General features: G+C 67.5%; 22 protein-coding genes. 10 read left to right on the plus strand and 12 right to left on the minus strand.

Annotated elements, in window-relative coordinates; genetic code table 11:
* The first annotated feature begins 2 nt into the window (after positions 1-2).
* From bfiR to AC1RB9_RS03830, 6 genes are all read left to right on the plus strand, one after another.
* Positions 3-647 carry a two-component system response regulator BfiR gene (bfiR, locus tag AC1RB9_RS03805; protein ID WP_003144536.1) on the plus strand — a complete coding sequence of 215 codons (645 nt, stop codon included), beginning with the start codon at positions 3-5 and terminating at the stop codon, positions 645-647.
* Positions 648-802: 155 nt separating this feature from the next.
* Entirely contained in the window at positions 803-1,633 is an 831-nt protein-coding gene (locus AC1RB9_RS03810) for an ABC transporter substrate-binding protein (protein WP_003118170.1), read from the plus strand.
* 84 nt (positions 1,634-1,717) lie between these two features.
* Positions 1,718-2,416, plus strand: coding sequence for an amino acid ABC transporter permease (locus tag AC1RB9_RS03815; RefSeq protein ID WP_003454378.1), 699 nt, complete (start codon positions 1,718-1,720; stop codon positions 2,414-2,416).
* A complete protein-coding gene (locus tag AC1RB9_RS03820; protein WP_003101386.1) occupies positions 2,413-3,117 on the plus strand; it encodes an amino acid ABC transporter permease in 705 nt (234 codons plus the stop codon). Before AC1RB9_RS03815 ends, AC1RB9_RS03820 begins: the two co-directional genes overlap by 4 nt.
* Entirely contained in the window at positions 3,114-3,857 is a 744-nt protein-coding gene (locus AC1RB9_RS03825) for an amino acid ABC transporter ATP-binding protein (protein WP_003144541.1), read from the plus strand. Before AC1RB9_RS03820 ends, AC1RB9_RS03825 begins: the two co-directional genes overlap by 4 nt.
* Before the next feature lie 8 nt (positions 3,858-3,865).
* Positions 3,866-4,870 (plus strand): isopenicillin N synthase family dioxygenase, encoded by a 1,005-nt coding sequence (locus AC1RB9_RS03830; RefSeq protein ID WP_003101381.1) that lies wholly within the window; start codon positions 3,866-3,868, stop codon positions 4,868-4,870.
* A 40-nt stretch (positions 4,871-4,910) separates the two neighbouring features.
* On the opposite strand, the gene pqsL is transcribed toward AC1RB9_RS03830, so the two are convergent.
* The 6 genes from pqsL to AC1RB9_RS03860 all read right to left on the minus strand — a co-directional run bounded on the left by pqsL (position 4,911) and on the right by AC1RB9_RS03860 (position 12,338).
* The gene (pqsL, locus tag AC1RB9_RS03835; protein WP_003454375.1) at positions 4,911-6,107 is read right to left on the minus strand and encodes an FAD-dependent monooxygenase PqsL; all 1,197 of its coding nucleotides are present in this window, start codon (positions 6,105-6,107) and stop codon (positions 4,911-4,913) included.
* Positions 6,108-6,274: 167 nt separating this feature from the next.
* Positions 6,275-7,765: an aldehyde dehydrogenase gene (locus tag AC1RB9_RS03840; protein WP_003101377.1), complete on the minus strand. Its 1,491-nt coding sequence runs from the start codon at positions 7,763-7,765 to the stop codon at positions 6,275-6,277.
* Positions 7,758-8,669 (minus strand): dihydrodipicolinate synthase family protein, encoded by a 912-nt coding sequence (locus AC1RB9_RS03845; RefSeq protein WP_003144543.1) that lies wholly within the window; start codon positions 8,667-8,669, stop codon positions 7,758-7,760. The genes AC1RB9_RS03840 and AC1RB9_RS03845 overlap by 8 nt, the downstream gene beginning before the upstream one ends.
* Before the next feature lie 64 nt (positions 8,670-8,733).
* On the minus strand, positions 8,734-10,062 hold the full coding sequence (locus tag AC1RB9_RS03850) for an MFS transporter (RefSeq protein WP_003101374.1): 1,329 nt from the start codon (positions 10,060-10,062) through the stop codon (positions 8,734-8,736).
* 135 nt (positions 10,063-10,197) lie between these two features.
* Entirely contained in the window at positions 10,198-11,517 is a 1,320-nt protein-coding gene (locus AC1RB9_RS03855; RefSeq protein WP_003454371.1) for an NAD(P)/FAD-dependent oxidoreductase, read from the minus strand.
* A gap of 92 nt (positions 11,518-11,609) precedes the next feature.
* Positions 11,610-12,338, minus strand: a complete 729-nt coding sequence (locus AC1RB9_RS03860; RefSeq protein WP_003101372.1) for a GntR family transcriptional regulator — start codon at positions 12,336-12,338, stop codon at positions 11,610-11,612.
* A gap of 306 nt (positions 12,339-12,644) precedes the next feature.
* Between AC1RB9_RS03860 and AC1RB9_RS03865 the strand changes: the two genes are divergently transcribed.
* Complete coding sequence (locus tag AC1RB9_RS03865) at positions 12,645-13,667, plus strand: GlxA family transcriptional regulator (protein ID WP_003118991.1); 1,023 nt, start codon at positions 12,645-12,647, stop codon at positions 13,665-13,667.
* 25 nt (positions 13,668-13,692) lie between these two features.
* Positions 13,693-14,160, plus strand: coding sequence for a VOC family protein (locus AC1RB9_RS03870; protein WP_003118992.1), 468 nt, complete (start codon positions 13,693-13,695; stop codon positions 14,158-14,160).
* 3 nt (positions 14,161-14,163) lie between these two features.
* On the opposite strand, the gene AC1RB9_RS03875 is transcribed toward AC1RB9_RS03870, so the two are convergent.
* Both AC1RB9_RS03875 and AC1RB9_RS03880 read right to left on the minus strand, forming a co-directional pair.
* Positions 14,164-14,802 carry an FMN-binding negative transcriptional regulator gene (locus AC1RB9_RS03875; RefSeq protein WP_003101360.1) on the minus strand — a complete coding sequence of 213 codons (639 nt, stop codon included), beginning with the start codon at positions 14,800-14,802 and terminating at the stop codon, positions 14,164-14,166.
* Positions 14,803-14,829: 27 nt separating this feature from the next.
* Positions 14,830-15,549, minus strand: coding sequence for a B3/B4 domain-containing protein (locus tag AC1RB9_RS03880; protein WP_003454367.1), 720 nt, complete (start codon positions 15,547-15,549; stop codon positions 14,830-14,832).
* Positions 15,550-15,849: 300 nt separating this feature from the next.
* On the opposite strand from AC1RB9_RS03880, the gene AC1RB9_RS03885 reads away from it, so the two are divergent.
* Positions 15,850-17,493 carry an acetolactate synthase large subunit gene (locus AC1RB9_RS03885; RefSeq protein ID WP_003101357.1) on the plus strand — a complete coding sequence of 548 codons (1,644 nt, stop codon included), beginning with the start codon at positions 15,850-15,852 and terminating at the stop codon, positions 17,491-17,493.
* Positions 17,494-17,535: 42 nt separating this feature from the next.
* On the opposite strand, the gene AC1RB9_RS03890 is transcribed toward AC1RB9_RS03885, so the two are convergent.
* The 3 genes from AC1RB9_RS03890 to AC1RB9_RS03900 form a co-directional block, all read right to left on the minus strand.
* Positions 17,536-18,831 carry an OprD family porin gene (locus tag AC1RB9_RS03890; RefSeq protein WP_003454365.1) on the minus strand — a complete coding sequence of 432 codons (1,296 nt, stop codon included), beginning with the start codon at positions 18,829-18,831 and terminating at the stop codon, positions 17,536-17,538.
* Positions 18,832-19,067: 236 nt separating this feature from the next.
* Positions 19,068-19,811 (minus strand): class I SAM-dependent methyltransferase EftM, encoded by a 744-nt coding sequence (gene eftM, locus AC1RB9_RS03895; protein ID WP_003101353.1) that lies wholly within the window; start codon positions 19,809-19,811, stop codon positions 19,068-19,070.
* Between the two features lie 99 nt (positions 19,812-19,910).
* Positions 19,911-20,312 carry a GFA family protein gene (locus tag AC1RB9_RS03900; RefSeq protein ID WP_003101352.1) on the minus strand — a complete coding sequence of 134 codons (402 nt, stop codon included), beginning with the start codon at positions 20,310-20,312 and terminating at the stop codon, positions 19,911-19,913.
* 142 nt (positions 20,313-20,454) lie between these two features.
* On the opposite strand from AC1RB9_RS03900, the gene AC1RB9_RS03905 reads away from it, so the two are divergent.
* Positions 20,455-20,736, plus strand: coding sequence for a peptidylprolyl isomerase (locus AC1RB9_RS03905; RefSeq protein WP_003101349.1), 282 nt, complete (start codon positions 20,455-20,457; stop codon positions 20,734-20,736).
* 554 nt (positions 20,737-21,290) lie between these two features.
* Here AC1RB9_RS03905 and piv read toward each other — a convergent pair.
* Positions 21,291-22,679 carry a protease IV gene (gene piv / locus AC1RB9_RS03910; RefSeq protein ID WP_003454359.1) on the minus strand — a complete coding sequence of 463 codons (1,389 nt, stop codon included), beginning with the start codon at positions 22,677-22,679 and terminating at the stop codon, positions 21,291-21,293.
* Positions 22,680-23,190 lie beyond the last annotated feature (511 nt).

Here is a 23,190-nt window from a genome sequence, read left to right on the forward strand (position 1 = left end):
CGATGGCTATGCCTGACGAAGCGCTGGTCTACGTGGTCGACGACGACCAGGGCATGCTCGAATCGACGGTCTGGCTGCTGGAATCGGTCGGCCTCAAGGCACGGCCCTTCACCCAGGGCCTGGACTTCCTCGATGCCTGCGAGGGCGGCCGCCATGCCTGCGTCCTGCTCGACGTGCGGATGCCCGGCATGGGCGGGCTGAACGTGCAGGACGAACTGCTGGCGCGCGGCATCGACCTGCCGGTGATCTTCGTCAGCGGCCATGCCGACGTGCCCATCGTGGTGCGCGCCTTCAAGGCCGGTGCGGTGGATTTCATCGAGAAACCCTACAACGAACAATTGCTGCTCGACAGCGTGCAGCAGGCCCTCGATCGCCACGCCCGTCGGCGCCGGCACCACGATCTCGACGCCGGGTTGCGCGAACGCCTGGACAGCCTCACCCCGCGCGAGCGCGACGTGCTCTTGCCGCTGGTGCGCGGCTATACCAGCCGCGAGGTGGCCGAGCAACTGGAAGTCAGCGTGAAGACCGTCGACCTCTACCGCGCGCGGGTGATGAAGCGCATGCAGGCCCAGACCCTGCCGGAGCTGGTGGGCATGGCCATCGCCGCCGGGCTGGTGGACCCGCTGCGCTTGCGCGAGGGCACCTGAGCGCGCGCGGGCCCTGGCGCGGGGCGGGAAGTGGCATAGTTTTATATCTCATATGGTTATATGAAAACCATATTTCACCGGATGTTTGGTTATTAATAGACTGCGGCCCACCCGGCGCCCGACGTCGAACCCCATTCCTCCGCGAGATACCCATCATGAAGATTCGCCTGCTTGGCGCAGCCGTGGCGGCTGTGTTCACCCTGATCGGCAGCGCTGCCCATGCCGACGACCTGGCCGACATCCGCAAAAAGGGCGAGATCGTCATAGGCACCCTTGGCACCGACGAGCCGAACAGCTTCATCGACCCGAAGACCCGTCAGATCATCGGCTACGAGGTCGATCTTGGTACCGAGATCGCCAAGGCCATCGGGGTCAAGCCGGTGTTCAAGCAGATTTCCGTGGCGGCGCGTATCCCGGAGTTGCAGCAGGGCCACGTGGACCTGCTCGCCGCCTCGCTGACCCACAACAAGGAGCGCGAGGCGCTGGTGGATTTCTCCTATTCGATCATCGTCACCGGGCAGAAGGCCCTGGTGAAGAAGAACGCCGGCTTCGCCTCGCTGCATGACCTCGACGGCAAGAAGGTGCTGACGGTCAAGGGCGGCACCCAGGAGCCGAACATCCGCAAGGCGCTGCCCAACGCCCAGGTGGTCACCTTCGAGACCAGCCAGCAGGCGCTGCTGGCGTTGCAGCAGGGCAAGGGTCAGGCCTTCGTCGACGACGAGTCGGCACTGGTCAACGATTTCGGCAAGCTCGGCGCGGCGGCCGGCGGCTACGCCATCCTGCCGGAGAACCTGAGTACCGAGGCCCTGGCCATCGCCTTCCGCAAGGGCAATCCGCAACTCAAGCAACTGGTCGACTCGACCCTCGCCGGTCTGGAGCGCAGCGGCGCGGCGGAGCAGCTGTACCTCAAGTGGTACGGGCCGGGCACCAAGTCCAACCTCAGCGAGCGCCACTTCAAGATCGATTCCGACCGGATCCCCGAGTGAGCGCCTGACGTCTCTGCGTGACGGCGACCATGCGCGTCGCCGCCCGTCCCCTGTGAGTCCTCGCGGACAGCGTGCGCCTTTCCCATGTTCGAGTTCGATTTCTCCCTGCTGCTGCGCGGCCGGTACCATGAGATGCTGGTCGCCGGCCTGCTGCTGTCGCTGAAGCTGGCCGCCGTCACCCTGGTCTTCGCCGTGCCGCTGGCGATGCTGGTGGCGCTGCTGCGCCTGGCGCCGTTCCGCGCCCTGCAATGGCTCGGTTTCGCCTATGTCGAGAGCATCCGCAACGTACCGCTGCTGGCGCACATGCTGTTCTGGTACTTCGCCGCGCCGGAATGGCTACCCGAGGACCTCAAGGCCTGGCTCTACGCCGGCAACATCGAGGCCGCCAGCGCTATCGTCGCGCTGACCCTGTACACCGCCGCGTTCATGAGCGAGGACATGCGCAGCGGCATCCGCGCGGTGCCCACGGTGCAACTGGAGGCCGCCCGCGCGCTGGGCTTCGGCTACCTGGCGAGCATGCGCCTGGTGATCCTCCCGCAGGCCTTGCGGATCACCGTACCGCCGCTGATCTCGCAAACCCTCAACCTGTGGAAGAACACCAGCATCGCCACGGTGATCGGCGTCGCCGAGCTGATGTACCAGGCCGGCCAGGTGGAGAGTTCGACCTTCCGCAGCTTCGAGTCCTTTGCCTTCGCCACCGCGGCCTATCTCAGCGTATCGCTGCTGATCACCGGCGCTGCCGCCTGGTACCAGCAGCGCTATCCGGGAGTCGAACGGCGATGACCACCCTGGAACTGATCGATAGCTACTGGCTGTACTTCCTCGTCGGCCAGTACCCCAACGGGCCGCTGGGCGGGCTGGCCCTGACCCTGGTCCTGGCCTCGCTGGCGCTGCTGCTGGCGCTGCCACTGGGCATCCTGCTCGGCCTGGCGCGGGTCAGCCCCTGGCGCTGGCTGCGCTGGCCGATCACCGCGCTGGTCTTCGTGGTGCGCGGGGTGCCGTTGCTGATGGTGATCTTCTGGGCCTATTTCTTCCTGCCGACCCTCACCGGCCAGCGCACCGACCAGTTCACCACCATGCTGCTGGCGCTTGTGCTGTTCGACGCGGTGTACCTGGCCGAGATCGTCCGCGCCGGCATCCAGGGCCTCGACCGTGGCCAGTTCGAGGCGGCGCGTTCGCTCGGCCTGGGCTACCTGGCGAGCATGCGCCTGGTGATCCTCCCGCAGGCGCTGCGCAACATGCTGCCGTCGTTGGTCAACCAATTCGTCTCGACGATCAAGGAGACCTCCCTGGGCTACATCATCGGCCTGGCCGAAGTCAGCTTCATCGCCTCGCAGATCAATACCCAGGTATTCACCCTGCCGACCCAGGTCTACCTGATCCTCGGCCTCACCTATTTCATCCTGTGCTTCGGACTGTCGCGTTTCGCCTTCTGGCTCGAACGCCGCCAGGCGCAGCGTGGCAATCCCAAGGAGGCCCGATGATCCGGCTGGAAAAGGTCAACAAATGGTACGGCGCCTACCACGCCCTGGCGGATGTCGACGAACAGGTCGGCCGCGGTGAGGTGGTGGTGGTCTGCGGACCCTCGGGCTCCGGAAAATCCACCCTGATCCGTACCCTGAACCGCCTGGAACCGATCCAGGGCGGGCGCATCCTGATCGATGGCCAGGACATCCACGCTCCCGGCCTGGACCTCAATCGCTTCCGCTCGCACATCGGCTTCGTGTTCCAGCAGTTCAATCTGTTCCCGCACCTGAACGTGCTGGACAACTGCACCCTGGCGCCGCTCCGTTTGCGCGGCCTGAAACCCGCGGAGGCACGCCGCCAGGCCATGGCGCTGCTGGAGCGGGTCGGCCTGGCGGACAAAGCGGCGGCGTTCCCCGCGCGGCTTTCCGGCGGCCAGCAGCAGCGCGTGGCGATCGCCCGCGCGCTGGCGATGGAGCCGCCGCTGATGCTGTTCGACGAACCGACCAGCGCCCTCGACCCGGAGATGGTCGGCGAGGTGCTGCTGGTGATGCGCGACCTGGCCCGCGACGGCATGACCATGGTGGTGGTAACGCATGAGATGGGCTTCGCCCACGACGTCGCCGACCGCGTGCTGTTCATGGACGCCGGCCGGGTGCTGGAGCGCGCCAGCCCCGACGATTTCTTCAACCGCCCGCAGCACCCGCGTGCGCGGAAGTTCCTCGCCGACATCCGCACCCCCTTCGCCCAACCCCTGTGAGGAACGCCATGAGCACTCCGAGTCTGCCGATCATCGATATCGCCGCCCTTGCCGGCAGCGACCCGGCGGCGCGACGGTCGGTCGCCGTGCGAATCGACCGCGCCTGCCGCGAGCAGGGCTTCTTCTACGTGGTCGGGCACGGCGTCGAGGCGCAACTGGTCGAGCGCCTGGAGCGCCTGGCGCGGCAGTTCTTCGCCCTCGACGAGACGAGCAAGCTGCGCTGGCGCATGGAGCTTGGCGGGCGCGCCTGGCGCGGCTATTTCCCTCTTGGCGGCGAACTGACCTCCAACCGCCCGGACTGGAAGGAAGGCTTGTACCTGGGCAGCGAACTGGACGCTGAGCATCCCGAAGTGCGCGCCGGGACGCCGCTGCATGGCGCCAACCTGTTCCCCGAGGTGCCCGGCCTGCGCGAGACGCTGCTGGAGTACCTGGACGCAACCACCCGCGTCGGCCACCGGCTGATGGAGGGCATCGCCCTCGGTCTGGGACTGGAAGCCGACTACTTCGCCGCGCGCTATACCGGCGATCCGCTGATCCTCTTCCGCCTGTTCAATTACCCGAGCCAGCCAGTGCCGGAGGGCCTCGACGTGCAGTGGGGCGTCGGCGAACACACCGACTACGGCCTGCTCACGCTGCTCCACCAGGACGCCATCGGCGGCCTGCAGGTGCGCACCCCACAGGGTTGGCTGGAGGCTCCGCCGATACCGGGCTCGTTCGTCTGCAACCTCGGAGACATGCTCGAACGCATGACCGGCGGCCTCTACCGCAGCACGCCGCACCGGGTGGCACGCAACACTTCGGGGCGCGACCGCCTGTCGTTCCCGCTGTTCTTCGATCCGAACTTCCATGCCCGCGTGCAGCCCATCGAAGGGCTGCCCGAGGTGCCGGAACAGGATGACAGCGCCCGTCGCTGGGACCAGGCCAACGTCCACGCTTTCCACGGCGAGTACGGCGACTACCTGCTGAACAAGGTGGCCAAGGTATTCCCGCAGTTGCGCCGCGACCTGCTCTAGGCGCGCGGCCGGACGCTACGCTCCGGCCGCGCTGGCGGGTTCAGCCGAGCGGCGCCGGCGACCGCACCGGCTGGTAGGAGCGCTCGCCGCCCAGGGCTTCCGGCGCACGGCTGCTGCCCTGCAGGGCGGTGTCGAAGACCCCGGCGAAGCGCTGGCGATCCTCCAGGCTGGTGGCCAGCGCATGGCCATAGGAGACGATCGCCTGGTTCACCGGGAAGCGCTCGGCCTGGTAGCCGGCCAGGGCATCCTCCAGCGCGCAGGCGTCGCGCAAGGCCAGGTCGAGGGCGTCGGCCAGGGCGCTGGCGTCCTCGATGGCCAGGTTCATGCCCTGGCCGGTGATCGGATGCACGTTGTGGATGGCGTCGCCGAGCATCGCCACGTTGTCCGCCCAGTAGCGGTCCAGGTTCAGGTAGCCGATGGGGATGCCCTTGAAGCGCGAAGTGCCGGTGACGGCGGCGATCGCCTCGGCGCTCTCGTCGCCGACGAAGCGTTGCAAGCGCCGGCGCAGCGACTCGCCGCGGGTGTCGGCCATCAGCTCGCGCGCCTCCTCCCTGGGGAAGCTCACCACCAGTCGCGCGCGGTCGAAACCGATCGGATAGAAGTAGGCCAGCCCGCCCTGCGAGTCCACGTACAGGCGGTTGCGCTCGGCCACGCAGGGCGCCAGGGCGAAGGTGCCGACCAGCATCGGCGACGGGTAGGGGCGGCGTTCCACATCGATATCGAGCAGCCGGCGGCGCACGTAGGAGGCGATACCGTCGGCTCCCACCACCACCCGCGGACGCAGCACGCGGCCGTCGTTCAGGCGCACCTGGTCGATCGCGTGGCGCTCGTCGCGCTGCACCGCTTCGATGCGGGTCTCGAACAGCATCTCGACGGTCGCTTCGCCGTCGATTTTTTCCAGTACCAGGCGGCGCAGCGACTCGCAGGGCATGAGGATGAAATAGCCGCGCGCGTCGACGCTGGAATAGTTGAAATAGCGAAGCAGCTCGCCGTCGTGATAGACCTCCAGCTCATGGCGGACCCGCCCACCGCGACGGGTCACCTCGGCCAACAACCCGGCCGCCTCGACCACCCGGATGCCGGCCGGCTTGAGCAGGTCGGCGCCGTTGATCGCGCGTTCGCGCCGTGCCTGCTCCACTACCACTACGCGGTGGCCCTGGCGGCCGAGCAGGTAGGCGAGCATCGCCCCGCCGATGCCGCAGCCGTTGATCAGTACATCGATATGGTTGTCCGTCATGGATGAGTCTCCGTGTCGTTCCTGGCGGAAAAGGGAAGGGTGGAGGCAGCAGCATAGCGACGGAACGTTATGCAGAATGGGTGTTGTCTGCACTTGGTCGCCTGTCCGGCCCGGTTGTCCGGTCTCGCCGCCAGGCGGGAGTGCCGGCCCTTGCGGGCCGGACAGCTTCAGGAAGCGTCGATCCAGATGGTCTTCAACTCTGTGTACTGGTCGTGTGCCCAGACCGACTTGTCGCGACCGCCGAAGCCTGACTCCTTGTAGCCGCCGAAGGGCGTCGAGGCGTCGCCCTCGCCGAAGCAGTTGACGGTGACGATCCCCGCGCGGATCTCCCGCGACAGGCGCAGTGCGTGGCGCAGGCTGCCGGTGTAGGCCGAGGCGGCGAGGCCGTAGACGGTGTCGTTGGCCAGGGCGATGGCTTCGTCGATGTCGTCGAAAGAGGTGACCGAGAGCAGCGGGCCGAAGATTTCCTCGCGGAACAGCCGGCTGTGCGGCGAGACGCCATCGACCACGGTCGGCTCGACGAAGATGCCAGCCTCGGTGGCGCCGCCGAAGCGCACCGCCAACCGCTCCGTCCTGGCCTGGTCGAGGTACGCGCGGACCTTCTCGAAGTGCGCCGGGCTGACCAGCGCGCCGAGGCGATTACGCGGATCCAGCGGGTCGCCCATGCGCCACTCGCGGAGCTGCGCGCCGATGCGTTCGAGCAGCGCCTCGCGGACCTCGGCGTGGACGATCAGCCGCGAGGACGCCGAGCAGTTCTCGCCCATGTTCCAGAACGCGCCGTTGACCACGTGTTGCGCCACCAGGTCGAGGTCCTCGACATCGTTCATCACCACCGCCGGGTTCTTGCCGCCGCACTCCAGTACCACCCGCTTGAGGTTGGACTCGGCGGCGTACTTGAGGAACAGGCGGCCGGTCGCGGTGGAGCCGGTGAAGCTGACCATCGCCACGTCCGGGTGGCGGCCCAGCGGTTCGCCGGCCTCGCGGCCGCCGCCGGGGACCACGTTGAACACCCCGGCGGGGATCCCCGCCTGGCTGGCCAGTTCGGCGACGCGCAGGGCGGTCAGGCTGGTCTCGGGGGCCGGCTTGACCACTACGGAGCAGCCTGCCGCCAGCGCCGGGCCGATCTTCCAGGCGAGCATCAGCAGCGGGAAGTTCCACGGCAGCACCAGGCCGACCACGCCGATCGGCTCGCGCACCACCATGGCCAGCGCCGCCGAACCGACCGGGGCGGTGCTGTCGTAGATCTTGTCGATCAGTTCGGCATGCCAGCGCAGGGTATTGATGGTTTCCGGCAGGTCGGTGTGCTGGCATTCGCGGATCGGCTTGCCGCTGTCGAGGCTCTCCATCACCGCCAGTTCCAGCAGGTGCTCTTCCAGCAGCTCGGCCAGGCGCAGCAGCGCCGCCTTGCGCTCGGCGGGCGTGCGCGAGCGCCAGCGGCCGTCCTCGAACGCCCGCCGCGCGCTGGCCACGGCGTGCCCGACGTCCTCCGCGTCGCAGGCGGCGACCTGCGCCAGCAGCTCGCCGGTGGCCGGGTTGGTCGAGGCGAAGGTGCGGCCGCCGCAGGCATCGCGGAACCCTCCGTCGATGAAGGCGCGCTGGGGAAGGTCCAGCGTCGCGGCGATGGCCGCGTATTCCTCCCGGCTCAGCAGCTCAGTCATGGCGGCCACCCTCGACGATCCGCGCGACCTCGCCCTTGAGCCTGGCGACGATCTCCGCCAGTGCCGCCTTGCCGGCCTCGTCCAGCGCCTTCAGCGGCGCACGTACGCCGCCGGTGCGCAGGCCGGCCAGCTCGCAGCCGTGCTTGATCGACTGGACGAAGTGACCGCTTTCGAGAAAGTCCATCAGCGGCATCATCGCCGCCATGATGCGCCGGCCCTTGGCGAAGTCGTTCTCGACCACGCAGGCCTGGTACAGGGCGAGGTGTTCGCCAGGGATGAAGTTGGAGCCGGCGCAGACCCAACTGCGCGCGCCCCAGGCGAAGAACTCCAGGGCCTGGTCGTCCCAGCCGCAGGACAAGGCGATCCGCGGGTGGCGGCAGGCCAGGCGGTGCAATTGCGCGGTGGAGCCGGAGCTTTCCTTGATCGCGACGATGTTGCGGCAGCCGGCGACGGCGGCGAAGAACGCCTCGTCCATCTCCACGCCCATCCGCGCCGGATAGTTGTAGAGCATGATCGGCAGGCCGGCGGCGCGATCCACCGCCAGCACGTGCTCGGCGATCTCCCGCGAGGTCGGCAGCGCGTAGGGCGGCGAGCCGACCAGGATGGCGTCGGCGCCGATGGCGCGGGCGGCTTCGGCGTAGGCCAGCGAGTCCTCGGTGCGGATCGCGCCGGTTCCCACCACCAGCGGCAGGCGCCCGGCGATGACTTTGCTGGCGTGGGCGGCGAGGGCCAGGCGTTCCTCGGCGGTGTGCGCGTAGTACTCGCCGGTGGAGCCGCCGATCACGATGCCGTGCACCTTCGACTCGACGAGAAACTCCAGGACCTCGGCGAAGGCCTGGGTGTCGATGCTGCCGTCGGCGCTCAGCGGGGTGATGGCGGGGGTATAGATACCTTCGAATTTCACGGGGTTTCCTCCTGTGGGATGCTGGGCCGCGGCGCACCCGGCGGACGCTGCCGCGGCGGGTGGTTCAGGTGAGCGAAGCCGCCTGCTGCAGGTTCAGCGAACGGGTTTCCGGCGCCAGGGCCCAGGTCACGAGCAGCCCGAGCAGGGTCACCAGCGCGGCGGCGTACATGGTCTGGGCGGTACCCAGGGTTTCCAGGGAAAGCGGCACCAGGTAGGTGCCCACCGCGGCGCCGACGCGCGATAACGAGGTGCCGACGCCGACCGCGAAGGCGCGGATCTCGGTGGGGAACAGTTCGTTCGGGTAGACCAGTTGCAGCACCTGGGCGCCGCCGATGAACAGCGCGTAGGCACCGAACAGGCCGAGGATGGTCGCCTCCGAGCCGGCGTGGAAGACGCCCAGCCCGAGCAGCGCCAGGCCGGACCAGAGGAAGCTGTGCAGCAGCATGCAGCGCCGGCCGATGCGGTTGATCAGGCGGGTGGCGATGATGCAGCCGATGACGAACAGCAGGGTGATCGCCACCGAACCGTAGGAGGCCCAGTCGCCCTTCAGGTTCAGCGCCAGCAGCACCTTGGGCGCGAAGGCGTAGACGGCGAACACGGGGATCACCGAGCAGGTCCAGAACAGGGTGACGAAGAGCATGCGCTTGCCGTAGCCGGCGTAGAGCAGGTGCCAGATGGTGACCTTCCGTTCCAGCGCCTGTTCGGGCAGGTTCTCCAGCGAGAAGGCTTCTCCGTAGACCTGGCGGATGACCCGCTCTGCGTCCGCGTCGCGGCCCTTGCTCAGCAGCCAGCGCGGCGACTCGGGGGTGCCGATGCGTAGCAGGAACAGCACGGCACCGATCGCCGCGGTGCTGGCCAGTACCAGGCGCCAGGCGTCCTCGCCGCCGCTGCGCAGGATCAGGTCGCCGACCAGGTAGGCGAAGGCGGCGCCGGCGAACCAGAGGATGGTCAGGGTGGCCAGGCGCGGTCCGCGATACTTCTTCGGCAGGAACTCCACCAGCAAGGCGGTGGCGACCGGGTACTCGATGCCCACCGCCACGCCGATCAGGAAGCGCAGGACGAACAGCGCCGCCGCCGAGTCGACCCCGTACTGCGCCAGGGAAGCGAGGACGAACAGGCTGGGGCCGACGAAGAACAGCCTGCGGCGGCCCAGGCGGTCGGTCAGCCAGCCGCCGAGGAAACCGCCGAAGAAGATGCCGACCAGCGCCGAGGCGGCGATCATGCCCTGCCAGAAACTGCTCAGTTGCAATGCCGCGGTCATCTGCAGCATCGCCACGCCGATGATGCTCAGCACGTAGCCGTCGACGAAGGAGCCGCCGCCGGAGCGCAGGGTCAACAGCCGGTGGAAGGCGTTGAGGGGTACGTCTTCGATCGAGGTCGTAGGATTTGTCATTATTGTCTCCTGGTTCTAACCGCTGCCGGTGAATTCGGGCCGAGCGAATCCGCGAGGCTGGAACGCTCTCCAGCTCCGGTCTTCAATGGCCGTCTGAATCGAAGTCGGCGCCCGCGGGCGCGTTCCTAGGGATGCCTAGCTTTCTCTACCTGCTCGATACTGCCCCCACCTCAGGTTGAGGTTCACGCCAAGGGAAAGGAGTGGTTCGGGTGGATTGCCGCTGGGACCGGGCGCGCGCAGCAGGAAGTCGATCAGCTCGTTGCGTTCGCCCGCCAGCCAGTCGGCCAGCAGCTTCCCGGTGACGGTCCCGCGGGTTACCCCCAGGCCGTTGCAGCACAGGGCGCCATAGACGTTGGGCGCCAGCTCGCCGAAGTGCCCCATGTGGTTCCTCGACAGCGCCAGCGAGCCGCCCCAGGTGTAGTCGAAGCCGACTTCCGGGAGCATCGGGAAGCGCTGGCGGAACGAGGCGCGATGGCGTACGGCGAAGCGCTCAAGGTACTTCCCGGCGCTGCGTCCGTCAGGGTTGAAGCTGAAGCTGTTGCGGATCAGCAGGCGGTTGTCCGGGGTACGCCTCACCGTGGTGCCGTAAGGGTCGGCCGGGATCAGGCCCCAGTAGGGGCACCCGCCGAGGCGGGCCTGCTCCTCGGCATCGAGCGGCCGGGTCAGGCTGGCGTAGGTGAAGATCGGCAGCATCCGCCCCTGGAGGAAGCCGAAGCTCATGCCGAAGGCGTTGTTGGCGAGGACCAGGCGGTCGGCCAGGATGCTGCCGTGGGGATGGCTCAGCAGGGTCCTGTCGCCATATTCCACGGCGGTGATCGGTGTGTGTTCGTAGAGGCTGACGTTGCCCGGCAGGCTGTCGGCCAGGCCCTTGACCAGGGCCGAGGGCTGCACCAGCAGGGTACCGGGGGTGAACAGGGCCTTGCGATAGAAAGCGGTGCCGATGTGTCCCGGGAGGTCGTCCGCCTCGATCACCTCGTAGGCCTGGCCGAGCCGATCGAGGCCGCGCCGGTAGGCGTCGAGCACAGCCACGCCGCGCGCCTCGACGGCCGCCTGGTACTTGCCGCAGGCCTTCATCTGGCAGTCGATGGCATGGCGCTGCACCTGTTCGCGGAGCAGCGACTGGCCGGCGAGATTGAGCTTCAGGCCGATCCGGGCGGTCGCTATGTCGCCGATGTAGTCGTCGGCGCCGATGTCGTGGGGCAGGTCGATGGCGAAGCCGGCGTTGCGCCCGGCGGTACCGAAGCCGACTTCCTGGGCCTCGACCAGGACGATCTCCTCGTCGGGAAAATGCAGCGCCAGCTGGCGCGCGGCGGCGAGGCCGGTGAAGCCGGCGCCGACCACCACCCAACGGGCGGCGCTCCTGCCGTAGTGGGCCGGCTTCGGCCGCCGCGGCGGGCTGAGGTGATACCAGCCGCAGGAACGGTCGTCGGCCGGAAGGTGGGTTACTTTCGTCATCGCAGGGACCTGACTCTTGTTATTGGAACCCGGTAACCATCCCCTGCGTGACCGCCTCCGCTTCTCGGGCGGGGCCGTGGCGCGGGGGCTCGCTAACCCTCGTAGACCAGCGCCACCTCCACTCCGGCCGGTGCCGCGTACTCGGCCATGCGCCGGCGCGACAGCTCGAAATGCGCACGGACGATGTCCGCCGCCGCATCCGGATCGCGCCGCTGGATGGCATCGACGATCTGGTCGTGCTGGTCGCAGGCGAGTTCCAGGTCGCGTTGCATGTCGTCGGTGGTCGGATGGCGGTAGAAGATCTTGCCCAGCCGCGCATGGTCGATCAGCAAGCGGCGCAGGCTCGGCATGAGGTAGTCGTTGTGGGCCATCCTGCCGATCTCCAGGTGGAAGGCGTCGTTGTGGATGACGCGGTTTTCCACATGCTTCTCTTCGATGGCCTTGCGGAAATCTTCCTGGATCGCCTTGAGCGTCTCGATCTCCGCTTCGCTGGCATGGGTGGCCGCCAGTTGCGTGGTGGCGATGTAGATCAGCGGCGCGGCGAGAAAGAAGGCGTGCAGCGAGTCGTGGCTCATGGCCGCGACGCGCGGCGCACGGTTGGCTTCCAGTTCGATGTAGCCCTCGGCGGCGATCTGCCGCAGCAGTTCGCGCACCGGCGGGCGCGAGAGGCCGAACTCGTCGCACAGGGCGAGTTCGTCGACGACCGCGCCGGGCGCCAGTTCCATGCTCAGGATCCGCCGGCGCAGCGCATCGCCCAGCACCGCCTTGCGGTCGAAGGGGGCATCGGCGCTGTTCGAGTCGACGTCGGGTTGGGCTTTCATGGAGGCCTTTCTACTTGTCATGGGCTTTGTCTACAGTTTGTATAATGACTATAGGGTTCTGTTAGACAATATGTCTACAGGTTTTCGGGGCGTCTCCGCACCGTTCGTCCGCGCTGTTTCCGCTGACGCCGTGGCGTGTGAAAGGGGCAGCCCCCCGAGGGCGTATTTGAGCACATTCCCCCGGCGCGCCAGGGAGGCGCCAAGTCACATGGCTTGCGCATATGATGGAGCGCCCGGGGTTTTCGCCGTGACGGCAGGCGTCGCGGCCCGCTGGCCGGGAACAAGAAGAACAAGAGGCACGAATCGATGGAAAGAAGGCGTTTCAGCGCCGCCCTGCAAGGGCAGAACCTCAGGTTCACCGGGGCCGGGGAGGGGGGCTCGGCACGGGCGCGGGTGGGCTTCCTGCTGCTCGAACACTTTTCCCTGCCGGCCTTCACCCAGGCGCTGGACACCCTGGTGACCGCCAACCTGATCCGCAGCGAGTCCTTCGCGGTGAGCAACTTCAGCCTGAGCGGCGAGCCGGTGACCAGCGACCTCGGGTTGCTGATCTGCCCGGACCTGGCGCTCGCCTCGGCGGCGCTGCAAGGACTCGACCTGCTGGTGGTCTGCGGCGGTTTGCGCACGCCCCTGCGCTCGTCCGCCGCGCTGCGGGAAGCGTTGCAGGACGTGGCGTCGCGCGGCGTCGCCCTGGCCGGGCTGTGGAACGGTGCCTGGTTCCTCGGCGACGCCGGCCTGCTGGATGGCTACCGCTGCTGCATCCATCCCGAGCACCGCGCCGCCCTCGCCGAGATCGCCCGCAACAGCCAGGTGACCAGCGACAGCTATATGGTCGACCGCGACCGCCTGACCGCGGCCAGCCCCACCGGCGCCTTCAACCTGGCGCTGGAGTGGATCGCCCGGCGCCACGGGCGCGACCTGGTGGAGGCGGTGGTGGATATCCTCGCCTTCGAGGAGTCGCGCTACCGGCGGGTGCGCCCCGCCCTGCACGAGAAGATGAGCGAGCCGCTGCGCGAAGTGATCAACCTGATGGCGGCGAATATCGAGGAACCGCTCAGCCAGGAGCAGCTCGCCCACTACGTGGGGCGCTCGCGGCGGCAGATCGAGCGATTGTTCCAGCAGCAGCTCGGAACCACGCCGGTGCGCTACTACCTGGAGTTGCGGATCACCGAGTGCCGGCGCCTGCTGCAACATTCCGACCTGACCATGCTGGAGGTCCTGGTCGCCTGCGGCTTCGTCTCGCCCAGCCACTTCAGCAAGTGCTACACCGCCTTCTACGGCTACCCACCGTCGAAAGAAGTGCGCTACGGCAACGTCCGCTCGACGAAATGAGGGCGTTTCGCCGGACGCGGCCGGCATGCTAGAACGGACCTTTCGCCCTGGCCTGCGGAGGTCCTGCGCCATGTCCCAGCCTTTTCTCTGGCGTCGCGTCAACGACTCGTCCGGTTTCGCCGAGCCGCGGGTGTTCATCCGTGTCTACCTGGAACCGGGCAGCATCGATGCGGCCATCGCTTTCTACGAAGACCTGCAGGGCGTCGCCCACGACATGCGCTTCGACTTTCCCGAGAAACGCCTGACACTCGCCGCGGTCGGCGCCTTCCTCCTGCTGGAGGGCAGCGACGAGGCGCTGGCGCCGTTCCGCAGCACCACTGGCACCCTGCTGGTGGACGACATCGAGCCCTATCACCGGCGGTTGCTGGCTGCCGGCGCGCAGATCATCTTCGGGCCGGCGCGCGCGCCCACCGGCGCCTGCTTCAATGCGCTGCTGCCGGACGGCACGGTGGTCGAGTTCGTCCACCACCGGCCGCAGCCGGGCGAGGCCTGAACCTCAGCCGTCGCGCCGGGCGGCGCAATCGTCCATGGCCGCGCCGATCGCCTGTTCGCCGCGCGCCAGCAGCGCTGCGCTGGCGCCGCGGATATCGCGGGCTTCCTTGTTCTGGCTGAGCTTGAACTTGCCGACCAGGCGGGTGATCTCGATTTCGATGCCGACGATCAGCCGGAGCATCTCGTCGATGTAGTCGGCGGGGCCGTCGGTCATTTTCCAGGGCGTTTCCTGGGTCGCCTCGTGGGTGCGGGTCAGGCGCGCCACCAGTCCGCGCACATAGCGTTCGTCGTCGCGGATCCGCACCCGGCCGTGGGCGTGGACCACCCGGTAGTTCCAGGTCGGCACCTGGCGGTGGTGCTCCTGCTTGCTCGGGTACCACTGCGGCGAGATGTAGGCATCGCCGGCGCGGAACACCACCAGCACCTCGTCGCCGTCGCGCAGCTCGCTCCAAACCGGGTTGTTGCGCGCGACATGGGCTTCCAGGGTGCCTTGCGCGCCCTTCTCCGGGCTCAGCTCGAACGGCAGGTGGTTGGCGTCCAGGCCCGCTTCGCCGTGGCTGACCAGCAGGCCCAGCGGATAGTCCCGGATCAGCGCGTGCAGCGCCTGCGGGTCGGACTCTTCGAAATGCGAAGGCAGGTACATGTTCTGTTCTCCTCGGGGACTCGGCCCTTATACGCTGTCGGTGGGTTCCGTCGCCACGCACAGCAGGTGCGAGTCGGCGCGCATGCCGGGCATCATCAGGCGCAATTCGTCGAGCAGCAGGCCGCCCGCTTCGTGCAGGGCCGCCAGCGGCATTTCCGGCAGGCTCTCGAGGATGAACCACATGCGCCGGGCGCTGGCGTCCAGGCGGGTGCGCACGCCCTGGCGCCAGTTCCAGCGGCGGCAGGTGACGCCGAGGTCGTCGCGCCAGACCACCTCGCCGGGGTCGGGGGATTCGTCGACCGCCTCGCCGTTCTTCAGGGTGTCGAAGGTCTCGCTGCCGTCGGCGACCACCAGGCGCGGCGTGCCGGCATAGGCGGCGAGGTTCTCGCCGCCTACCGGAATGGCGAATTGCACGCTGATGGCGTTGTACAGGTCCACCACCGGGTCGATGCTCGGCAGCCCACCGTCGCGCAGCGCACGCTTGCGCAGGGCTTCGGCGGAGCAGGGGGTGCGCTGCGGCTTGGCGCCGAAGCGGCGGAACGCCTCGGCCCAGGCTGCCAGGTGCGCCTCGGCCCAGTCCGGTTCGCCACGCGCCAGCGCCTGGCAGGCGCGCTCCATGGCGCGGTCGGCGATTTCCGGACGAACGATCGGCGCCGCCTCGACGGTGAGGCTCAGGGCGCGGAAACCGGGGGCGAGGGCGGCCACCTCGGCGGCGATGACGGGGAGGATCGGGGCGTGCTCGGGCATGGTCGTCTTCAGGGTTCGGTGAGATGGAGGGGGCGGGGCATTCGGCTTGGCCGGCGCGTAAAGCGGTAGGTGGATTTTTACCATCCGGGCTCCGCCCTCACCATGAAATCAGCGAATGAATTATTAGCTGTGCTGATGATCGGGTGGTCGGGTTCAGCTGCGCTAATGGCGGGAGCGGCGTTCGCTTGCCGGCGAAGCCGGCGCCAGAGCCTTCCGCCGGCCGGGAGGGGCTGGACAGCGAGACGCGAGGGGCGCAGTGTTCGAGCGGTCAGAACCGCCACCACCCGAGGTAGAACGCAGATGGCCAAGGCAGCCGATGTGGTTGTGCAATGCCTGGAAAACGAGGGCGTGCAGTACGTCTTCGGAATTCCCGGCGAGGAGAATCTCGACCTGCTGGAGTCCCTGCGCAAGTCGCAGATCCGGCTGGTGCTCACCCGCCACGAACAATCGGCCGGCTTCATGGCCGCCACCTACGGGCGCCTCACCGGCAAGACCGGGGTCAGCCTGTCGACCCTCGGCCCGGGCGCCACCAACCTGGTCACCGCCGGCGCCTACGCCTACCTGGGCGGCATGCCGATGCTGATGATCACCGGGCAGAAGCCGATCAAGAAGTCCAAGCAGGGCCGCTTCCAGATCCTCGACGTGGTCGGCATGATGCAGCCGCTGACCAAGTACACCCACCAACTGGCCTCCGCCGACAACATTCCCTCGCGGGTCCGCGAGGCGTTCCGCCTGGCCGAGGAAGAGAAGCCCGGCGCGGTGCACCTGGAGCTGCCGGAGGACATCGCCGCCGAGCAGACCGACAGCCTGCCCATCCCGCCGAGCCTGAGCCGCCGGCCGCTGGCGGAATACAAGGCGATCTGCGCCGCGGTGGAGAAGCTGCGCGCCGCGCGCAGCCCGATCCTGGTGATCGGCGCCGGGGCCAACCGCAAGATGACCGCCAAGGTCCTCAAGCAACTGATCGACAAGACCGGCATTCCCTTCGTCACCACCCAGATGGGCAAGGGCGTGGTCGACGAGCGTCACCCGCGCTTCCTCGGCAACGCAGCGCTATCCGCCGGCGACTTCGTGCATCGCGCGGTGGAGGCGGCCGACCTGATCGTCAACGTCGGCCACGACGTGATCGAGAAGCCGCCGTTCTTCATGGTTCGCGGCGGTACCGAGGTGATCCACGTGAACTTCCGTTCCGCCGAGGTGGACCCGGTGTATTTCCCGCAGATCGAAGTGGTGGGCGACATCGCCAACGCCATCTGGCAGATCGGCGAGGCGCTGGACGATACCGCGCACTGGGACTTCACCCGCCTGCTGGCGATCCGCGAGGCCAACGAGGCGCAGGTCGCCGAAGGCGCCGACGACCCGCGCTTCCCGCTCTATCCGCAGCGCCTGGTGGCCGACGTGCGCCGGGCGTTGCCGTCGCAGGGCATCGTCGCCCTGGACAACGGCATGTACAAGATCTGGTTCGCCCGCAACTACAAGGCACACATGCCCAACACCGTGCTGCTGGACAACGCCCTCGCCACCATGGGCGCCGGCCTGCCCTCGGCGATGGCCGCGCACCTGGTCTACCCGGACCGGCCGATCGTCGCGGTGTGCGGCGATGGCGGCTTCATGATGAACAGCCAGGAACTGGAAACCGCGGTGCGGCTGAAGATGAACCTGACGGTGATCATCCTGCGCGACAACGGCTACGGGATGATCCGCTGGAAGCAATCGAACATGGGCTTCGCCGACTTCGGGCTGGACTACGGCAACCCGGACTTCGTGCACTACGCCGAGGCCTACGGCGCCCACGGCCACCGGGTCGACAGTGCCGAGGGCTTCCTGCCGCTGCTGGAGCGCTGCCTGGGCACGCCCGGGGTGCATGTGATCGATTGCCCGGTGGATTACTCGGAGAACGACCGCATCCTCAACGTCGAGCTGCGCGAACGCGCCCTGGCGGTCTGAACCGCCGGAGCGTCGCGCCGGCGTGCGTTCCGGCGCGACGGCTCAGAACAGCGACAGGTTGTAGCTGGCGATCAGGCGCACCTCGTCCACGTCGCGCGCCGAGCGCTCGAAGTCGGTGCGGTAGGTGGCGTTGCGCAGGCGCAGGCTGAGGTCCTTGAAGCGGCCGCTCTGCACGATGTACTTCAGCTCGATGTCGCGCTCCCATTCCTTGCCCTCGTCGCCGTTGGCCAGGCGGATATGGTCGCCGTTGACGTAGCGGGTCATGAAGCTCAGGCCGGGCACGCCGACGCTGCGCAGGTCGAAGTCGTAGCGCAGTTGCCAGGAGCGTTCCTCGGGGTTGGCGAAGTCGTTCACCTGCAGGTAGTTGGCCAGGTACGGATTGCTGCCGTCGAGGTAGGGCATCGAGCTGGCGCCGTTCATCCGCTGCCAGCCGGCGCTGAGCGTGTGGCCGCCCTGGGCGTAGGCGAGCAGCAGGCTGAGGGCGCGGTTGTCGATCTTGCCGGCGCGGGCCGCGCCGGCGTCCTCGCTGTCGAACCAGCGCAGGTCGGCGCTCAGCTTGCCGGCGCCGACCTGCCGCTTGCCCACGGCACCGAGGTAGCGCTGGCGATAGACGTTGCGCAGGCCGCCCTGGGCGTATTGCAGCAGCAGGCCGTCGTTGACCTGGTAGTCGAGTTGGTAGGCGTCGAAGCGGTTGCCGGTGGTGTCGCAGGCGTAGCGTTTGTTCTTGCAGTGCAGGCGGATGTCCTGGGCGTCGCTGGAGTCCCGCGCGGTGTAGCGCTCCAGGCGGGTGGCGGAGAACCTGAGCCCGGCGATCTCCTCGCTGGTCAGCTGGGCGCCGTGGAACAGGGTCGGCAGCAGGCGTCCGTCGTTGTATTTCAGCAACGGCATGTCCGGCAGCATCGCCCCGTACCTGAACTGTGTCTGCGAGAAGCGCATCTTGCCGGCAACGCCGGCCTTGGCGTACTCGTCGACCGAGCGACGCGGATCGTGGCCGCTGGAAGGCAGCAGGCCGCTGTTGCTGTCCGCGGGGCTGGAGTCGAGCTTGATCCCGAGCATCGCCAGGGTATCCACGCCGAAGCCCAGCGCGCCCTCGGTATAGCCCGAGCGCAGGTCGAGGATGAAGCCCTGCGCGGCTTCCTCGCGCTTGGAGGCGCCCTGCGGGTTGGCCGAGCTGCCGTCGCGGAAGTCGCGGTTGAAGTAGACGGTGCGCGCTTCCAGGCGCGCGCTGCCGTCCTCGAGGAAGGCGGCAGGGGCCGGGGCGACGAATCCGCCGCACAGGGCGAGGGCGCCCAGGCCGCGAAGGGTGCGGGGCGAACGGGGGGAAAACGGGGAGGACATGCGGTGACTCTCGACAGCGGGGGTAAAAAAGCGCGCGAAGGTGTCACAGTTGGCCGGCGGGGTCTTTGCGACCTTGGTCTAGCCGAGAAGGCGCGCACGGATCGTCGGCCAGGCAGGCCTCTAGCGGGTCGGACGCAGCGTGCCGAAAGCGACGAAGAATCCTCCGCAGCCCCCTGTGAAACGCTGCCCCGCCCGTGCCAGCCTGATCGTCACGTTTGCGCCAGGATATCCGGAGGCTAGCGCTTCACGCAGACGAACAGGGCATTCCCGGAGCTGCCGGCCCAGGGCGTGATCCGTTCGTAGTCGTGTTCGAAGACCTGCACCTCGAAATGCGTCTGCAACAGGTGCTGCAGCTCGGCGAAGCCGAGGGCGACCATGGGGTGTTCGTCCTCCCAGGTCTGGGTCGTTCCGTCCGTGGTTTTCTCGATACCGAGGCGCAGCGCCTGGCGCTCGCCCTCGCCGCTGTAGTACCAGCCGGAACCGAAGGTGAAGCGGCTGCCTCGATGCTCCACGGAATGGCGGACGAACGCGCGATTGTCGATCTGCCCCTTGTCCACCGTGTTGAAACAGAACACGCCGCCATCCGCCAGTGCGCCATGCACGCTGGCCAGGCATGCGCGCAAGCGCTCCAGCCCTGCGTTGTAGTGGATCGAATAGAGGAAACAGGTGATCAGGTCCAGCGGCTCGTCCACCTGGAAGCCGGCCATGTCCTGCCGGCTGAAGTGCGCTTCGGGGCAGCGCTGTCGGGCGAGGTCGAGCATCGGCTGGTTGATGTCCAGGCCGGCGCTGCGATAGCCGAAATCGAGGAAGTGCCGCACGTGAGGGCCGGTACCGCAGGCCAGGTCCAGGTGCCGCCGGCCCTGGTTGCCGAACAACTGGTGCAGGCGACGCACGCAGTGGCTCTGCGCCTGGTAGTCGATGTCGGCGCACATCAGGTCGTAATAGTGGGACAGGTCGGTGTACAGCGCGGTGGCGGACATGGGCGGCAAGGACCGGCGGCGAAGGGCGCGGCATGGTACCCCAGGCCCGGGCCTTGCCGGCGAAAAAACAGGCACCGGCCGGCGGATCGCGGGCGGACTTCAGTCGAAACGCGGCCAGTCGTCGGCGATCCTGCACCAGCAGGCCATCGATGCGACCTGGACATGCTTCTGTTTCGCCGCCGGGAAGGGCGTGTCCAGGCTGCCGAGGGCGACCGATACCCAGTCGGCGAACTCGCCTTCGCTCCTCGACCAGAACAGCGGCGAGCCGCAGCGCGAGCAGAAGCGCCGGAGCACGGCGGGTGAGGAGCGGAACGCGGCGAGCAGGTCGGCGCCGCGGTCGATGTGCAGGTCCGCGACGGGGACGCTGCCATAGCTGGCGAATGCCGCGCCATGGGCCTTGCGACACTGGCCGCAGTGGCAGTGAGAGAGTGCGCGCGGGGGCGAGGACAGTCGGTAGTGCAGCGCGCCGCACAGGCAACTGCCGTGGAAGGTCTGGCTCATCGGAGGGCGTTCCCGGATTCGCAAAGGCGGCGAGTCAAGCAGCCCTCGCCACGCTTGTCGAGCGCCTCCTCCGGTCGCGGGCTGTCGGTGCGGGCGTCGATGTCTGCTAGGCTCTGCCGTTTCACCCTAGGAGTATTTCCCCATGGCCCGAGCCACTGCCCGCCACATCCTGGTTTCCAGCGAAGCCAAGTGCAACGAACTGAAGACCGCCATCGAAGGCGGTGCCGACTTCGCCGAAGTCGCCCGCGAGCATTCCTCCTGCCCCTCCGGCCGCGACGGCGGCAACCTGGGCTCGTTCGGCCCCGGCCAGATGGTCCGCGAGTTCGACCAGGTGGTCTTCAGCGCGCCGCTGAACGTGGTCCAGGGGCCGGTGAAGACCCAGTTCGGCTACCACCTGCTGGAAGTCACCAGCCGCCAGGACTGAACGTACGGCGGCGCATAACGCCCCTCTTCCACGCGCCGATCCAGGCGTGGGGCGAATAACCGCTGCGCGGGATAGACGGCGGATAACGCCGTTGGCGTTATGCGCCCTACCTGTCCCGGACGACGAAAGAAGCCGCACTTCCAGGTGCCAATCCGGGCGTGGGGCGAATAACCATTGCGCGGGATAGACGGCGGATAACGCCGTTGGCGTTATGCGCCCTACCTGTCCCGGACGACGAAAGAAGCCGCACTTCCAGGTGCCAATCCGGGCGTGGGGCGAATAACCATTGCGCGGGATAAACGGCGGATAACGCCGTTGGCGTTATGCGCCCTACCTGTCCCGGACGACGAAAGAAGCCGCACTTCCAGGCGCCAATCCGGGCGTAGGGCGGATAACCGCTGCGCGGGATAAACGGCGGATAACGCCGTTGGCGTTATGCGCCCTACCTGTCCCGGACGACGAAAGAAGCCGCACTTCCAGGCGCCAATCCGGGCGTAGGGCGAATAACCGCTGCGCGGTTATCCGTCGGTGCGCGATCGATAGCCTGGCTGGCCTCAGGGCGCGAAGTAGCGGGAGATCTGCGAATAGACGCCGCTGAAATCGGAGAAGTAGTCATTGCGCTGTGAGGTGGGCGCGCCGCAGTACGAGGGGCCGCCGTACAGGCCACCGCGCAGCTGGTAGGAGCCGTCGCCGGCGACGGTCAGCAGGCCCGAGCCGGACGAGCCGCCTTCGACCACCGCCGACGGCCAGTCGACGCGGGTCAGGGCGGTATGCCCGTCGTAGGTGACGCCCACTGCCGAGACGTTGCCCTGCGAGTACTTCTTGGCGTCGCCGCGCGGATGGTGGATGTCATGGCCGAGCGAGCCGTTGGCGATCGGCGTGGCGCTCCAGCCCTGGTAGAACACGCCGGCCGGCGGAGTGCGCTTGAGTTCCAGCAGCAGGGTGTCGCGCTTCGCGTCGCGGTGCAGGATATTCGCCCCGCCGGTCAGCACGGTGACGCTCTGGTTGATGGTCGAGGCGTCGCCGTAGCACTGGGTGGTGTTGTAGAACCAGATGGTCTGCAGCGTCGCGGCGGTGGCCTGGTCCTCGATGCAGTGCGCGGCCGACCAGAACAACTGGCGCTTGGGCGAGTTGCCGTTGTTCAGCAGGGTGCCGGTGCAGATGTAGCTGCCGCCGTCCGCCGAGCTGGTGAAGACCATCTTCGCCACCGCTGCGGTGGCGTTGTCGTAGGCCCGTGTGCCGCTCTGGGTCGCGCAGACCGCATCCACCTCGCAGCTGCCGCTGGCGCCGAAGCCGTCGCGGTAGCCGGCCTTGTACAGGGAGTCGGCGAAATACGATACCTGGGGTACCGACAGGCGCAGGTCGCCCGGTTGCAGGTTGGCCGGCAGCACCAGTTCGACGGTCAGGGTATCGCCCTCGATGACCGGGCTCCAGTAGGGACGGTTGAGCGAGAGGTCCTTGCCGCTGGCCTCGAATATTTCCTTGCCGGCGCCGGCGAAGTGCAGCAGCACGTCGTCGGGCAGCGAGCCGCTGCGGGTTTCCAGGCGAATCGCGGCGCGCAGGCTGGCGGCACCCGCAGCGCTGATCGGGAAGCGCGCGGTGTGGCGCCCGTCCGGAGTGTCGATCCATTCGAGGGTTGTCAGGTCGATTTCCGGAGTCGCCGTTTTCAGGCCCACGCCCACTTGCAGCGGCGTACCCGGTTTCGGCGCCAGCGGCGCGGCGCGGGCCACGCGGCGGGCGGGGGGCGCGGCGAAGTGGATGCCGGCCGCCGAGATCGCCGCGTTGGGGTTGGCGAAGCGGGCGTGACCGGTGCTCGCCGGGGAGGCCTGGAGCACGGCGACGTCGCCAGCCATCTCGCTCGCACCGGGCGCCGCCAAGGCCTGGCTCGCGCCGGCAGCCAACGCCAGAACCAGGCATGCATTCAGGTACGTTCTCTTATGCATGAATCGACTCCTTCAGTTTTTTGGGAGGGCAACTTCCTCAATCGTTCGCGTGGCGAAAGATATGCAGGTGTGACGGAGTCGTTCAAATATTTTTTATATTCGTTTCTGCTAGCTATTAAATATGAAGAAGCGTTTGTGGATAGCAGAATAGATAGCTATTTCCTTCACTTGCCATTGATGTTGGATTGCTCTCTCTACCAACTAAAGTTTGGTCTGGAGTGGCTCTGCAGAGCCTTCGGTTTGCTTCAGAGAGGTGCAGGATGTAGTGCATGAGTGCTTTACTGGTGCAGCTGTCGATGTGATCGGGTTAACGAAATCCTGATTTTCAAGTTATCCGGTTTGACCACTGCCGAATATAAGGCTGGGTGAATCTTCCATTCACCGCTCGGAAACCGTTCCGATGTTGGCTTGGTTGAATTCCAGGATATCCGGCTTATGGTCGTATAAGTCATCTCTATAATCGCGGGGCATATATAGAGCCCTGGCCGCTTACCATTACTCCAGGGTTTTC

The sequence above is a fragment of the Pseudomonas sp. 20-5 genome (assembly GCF_056782835.1).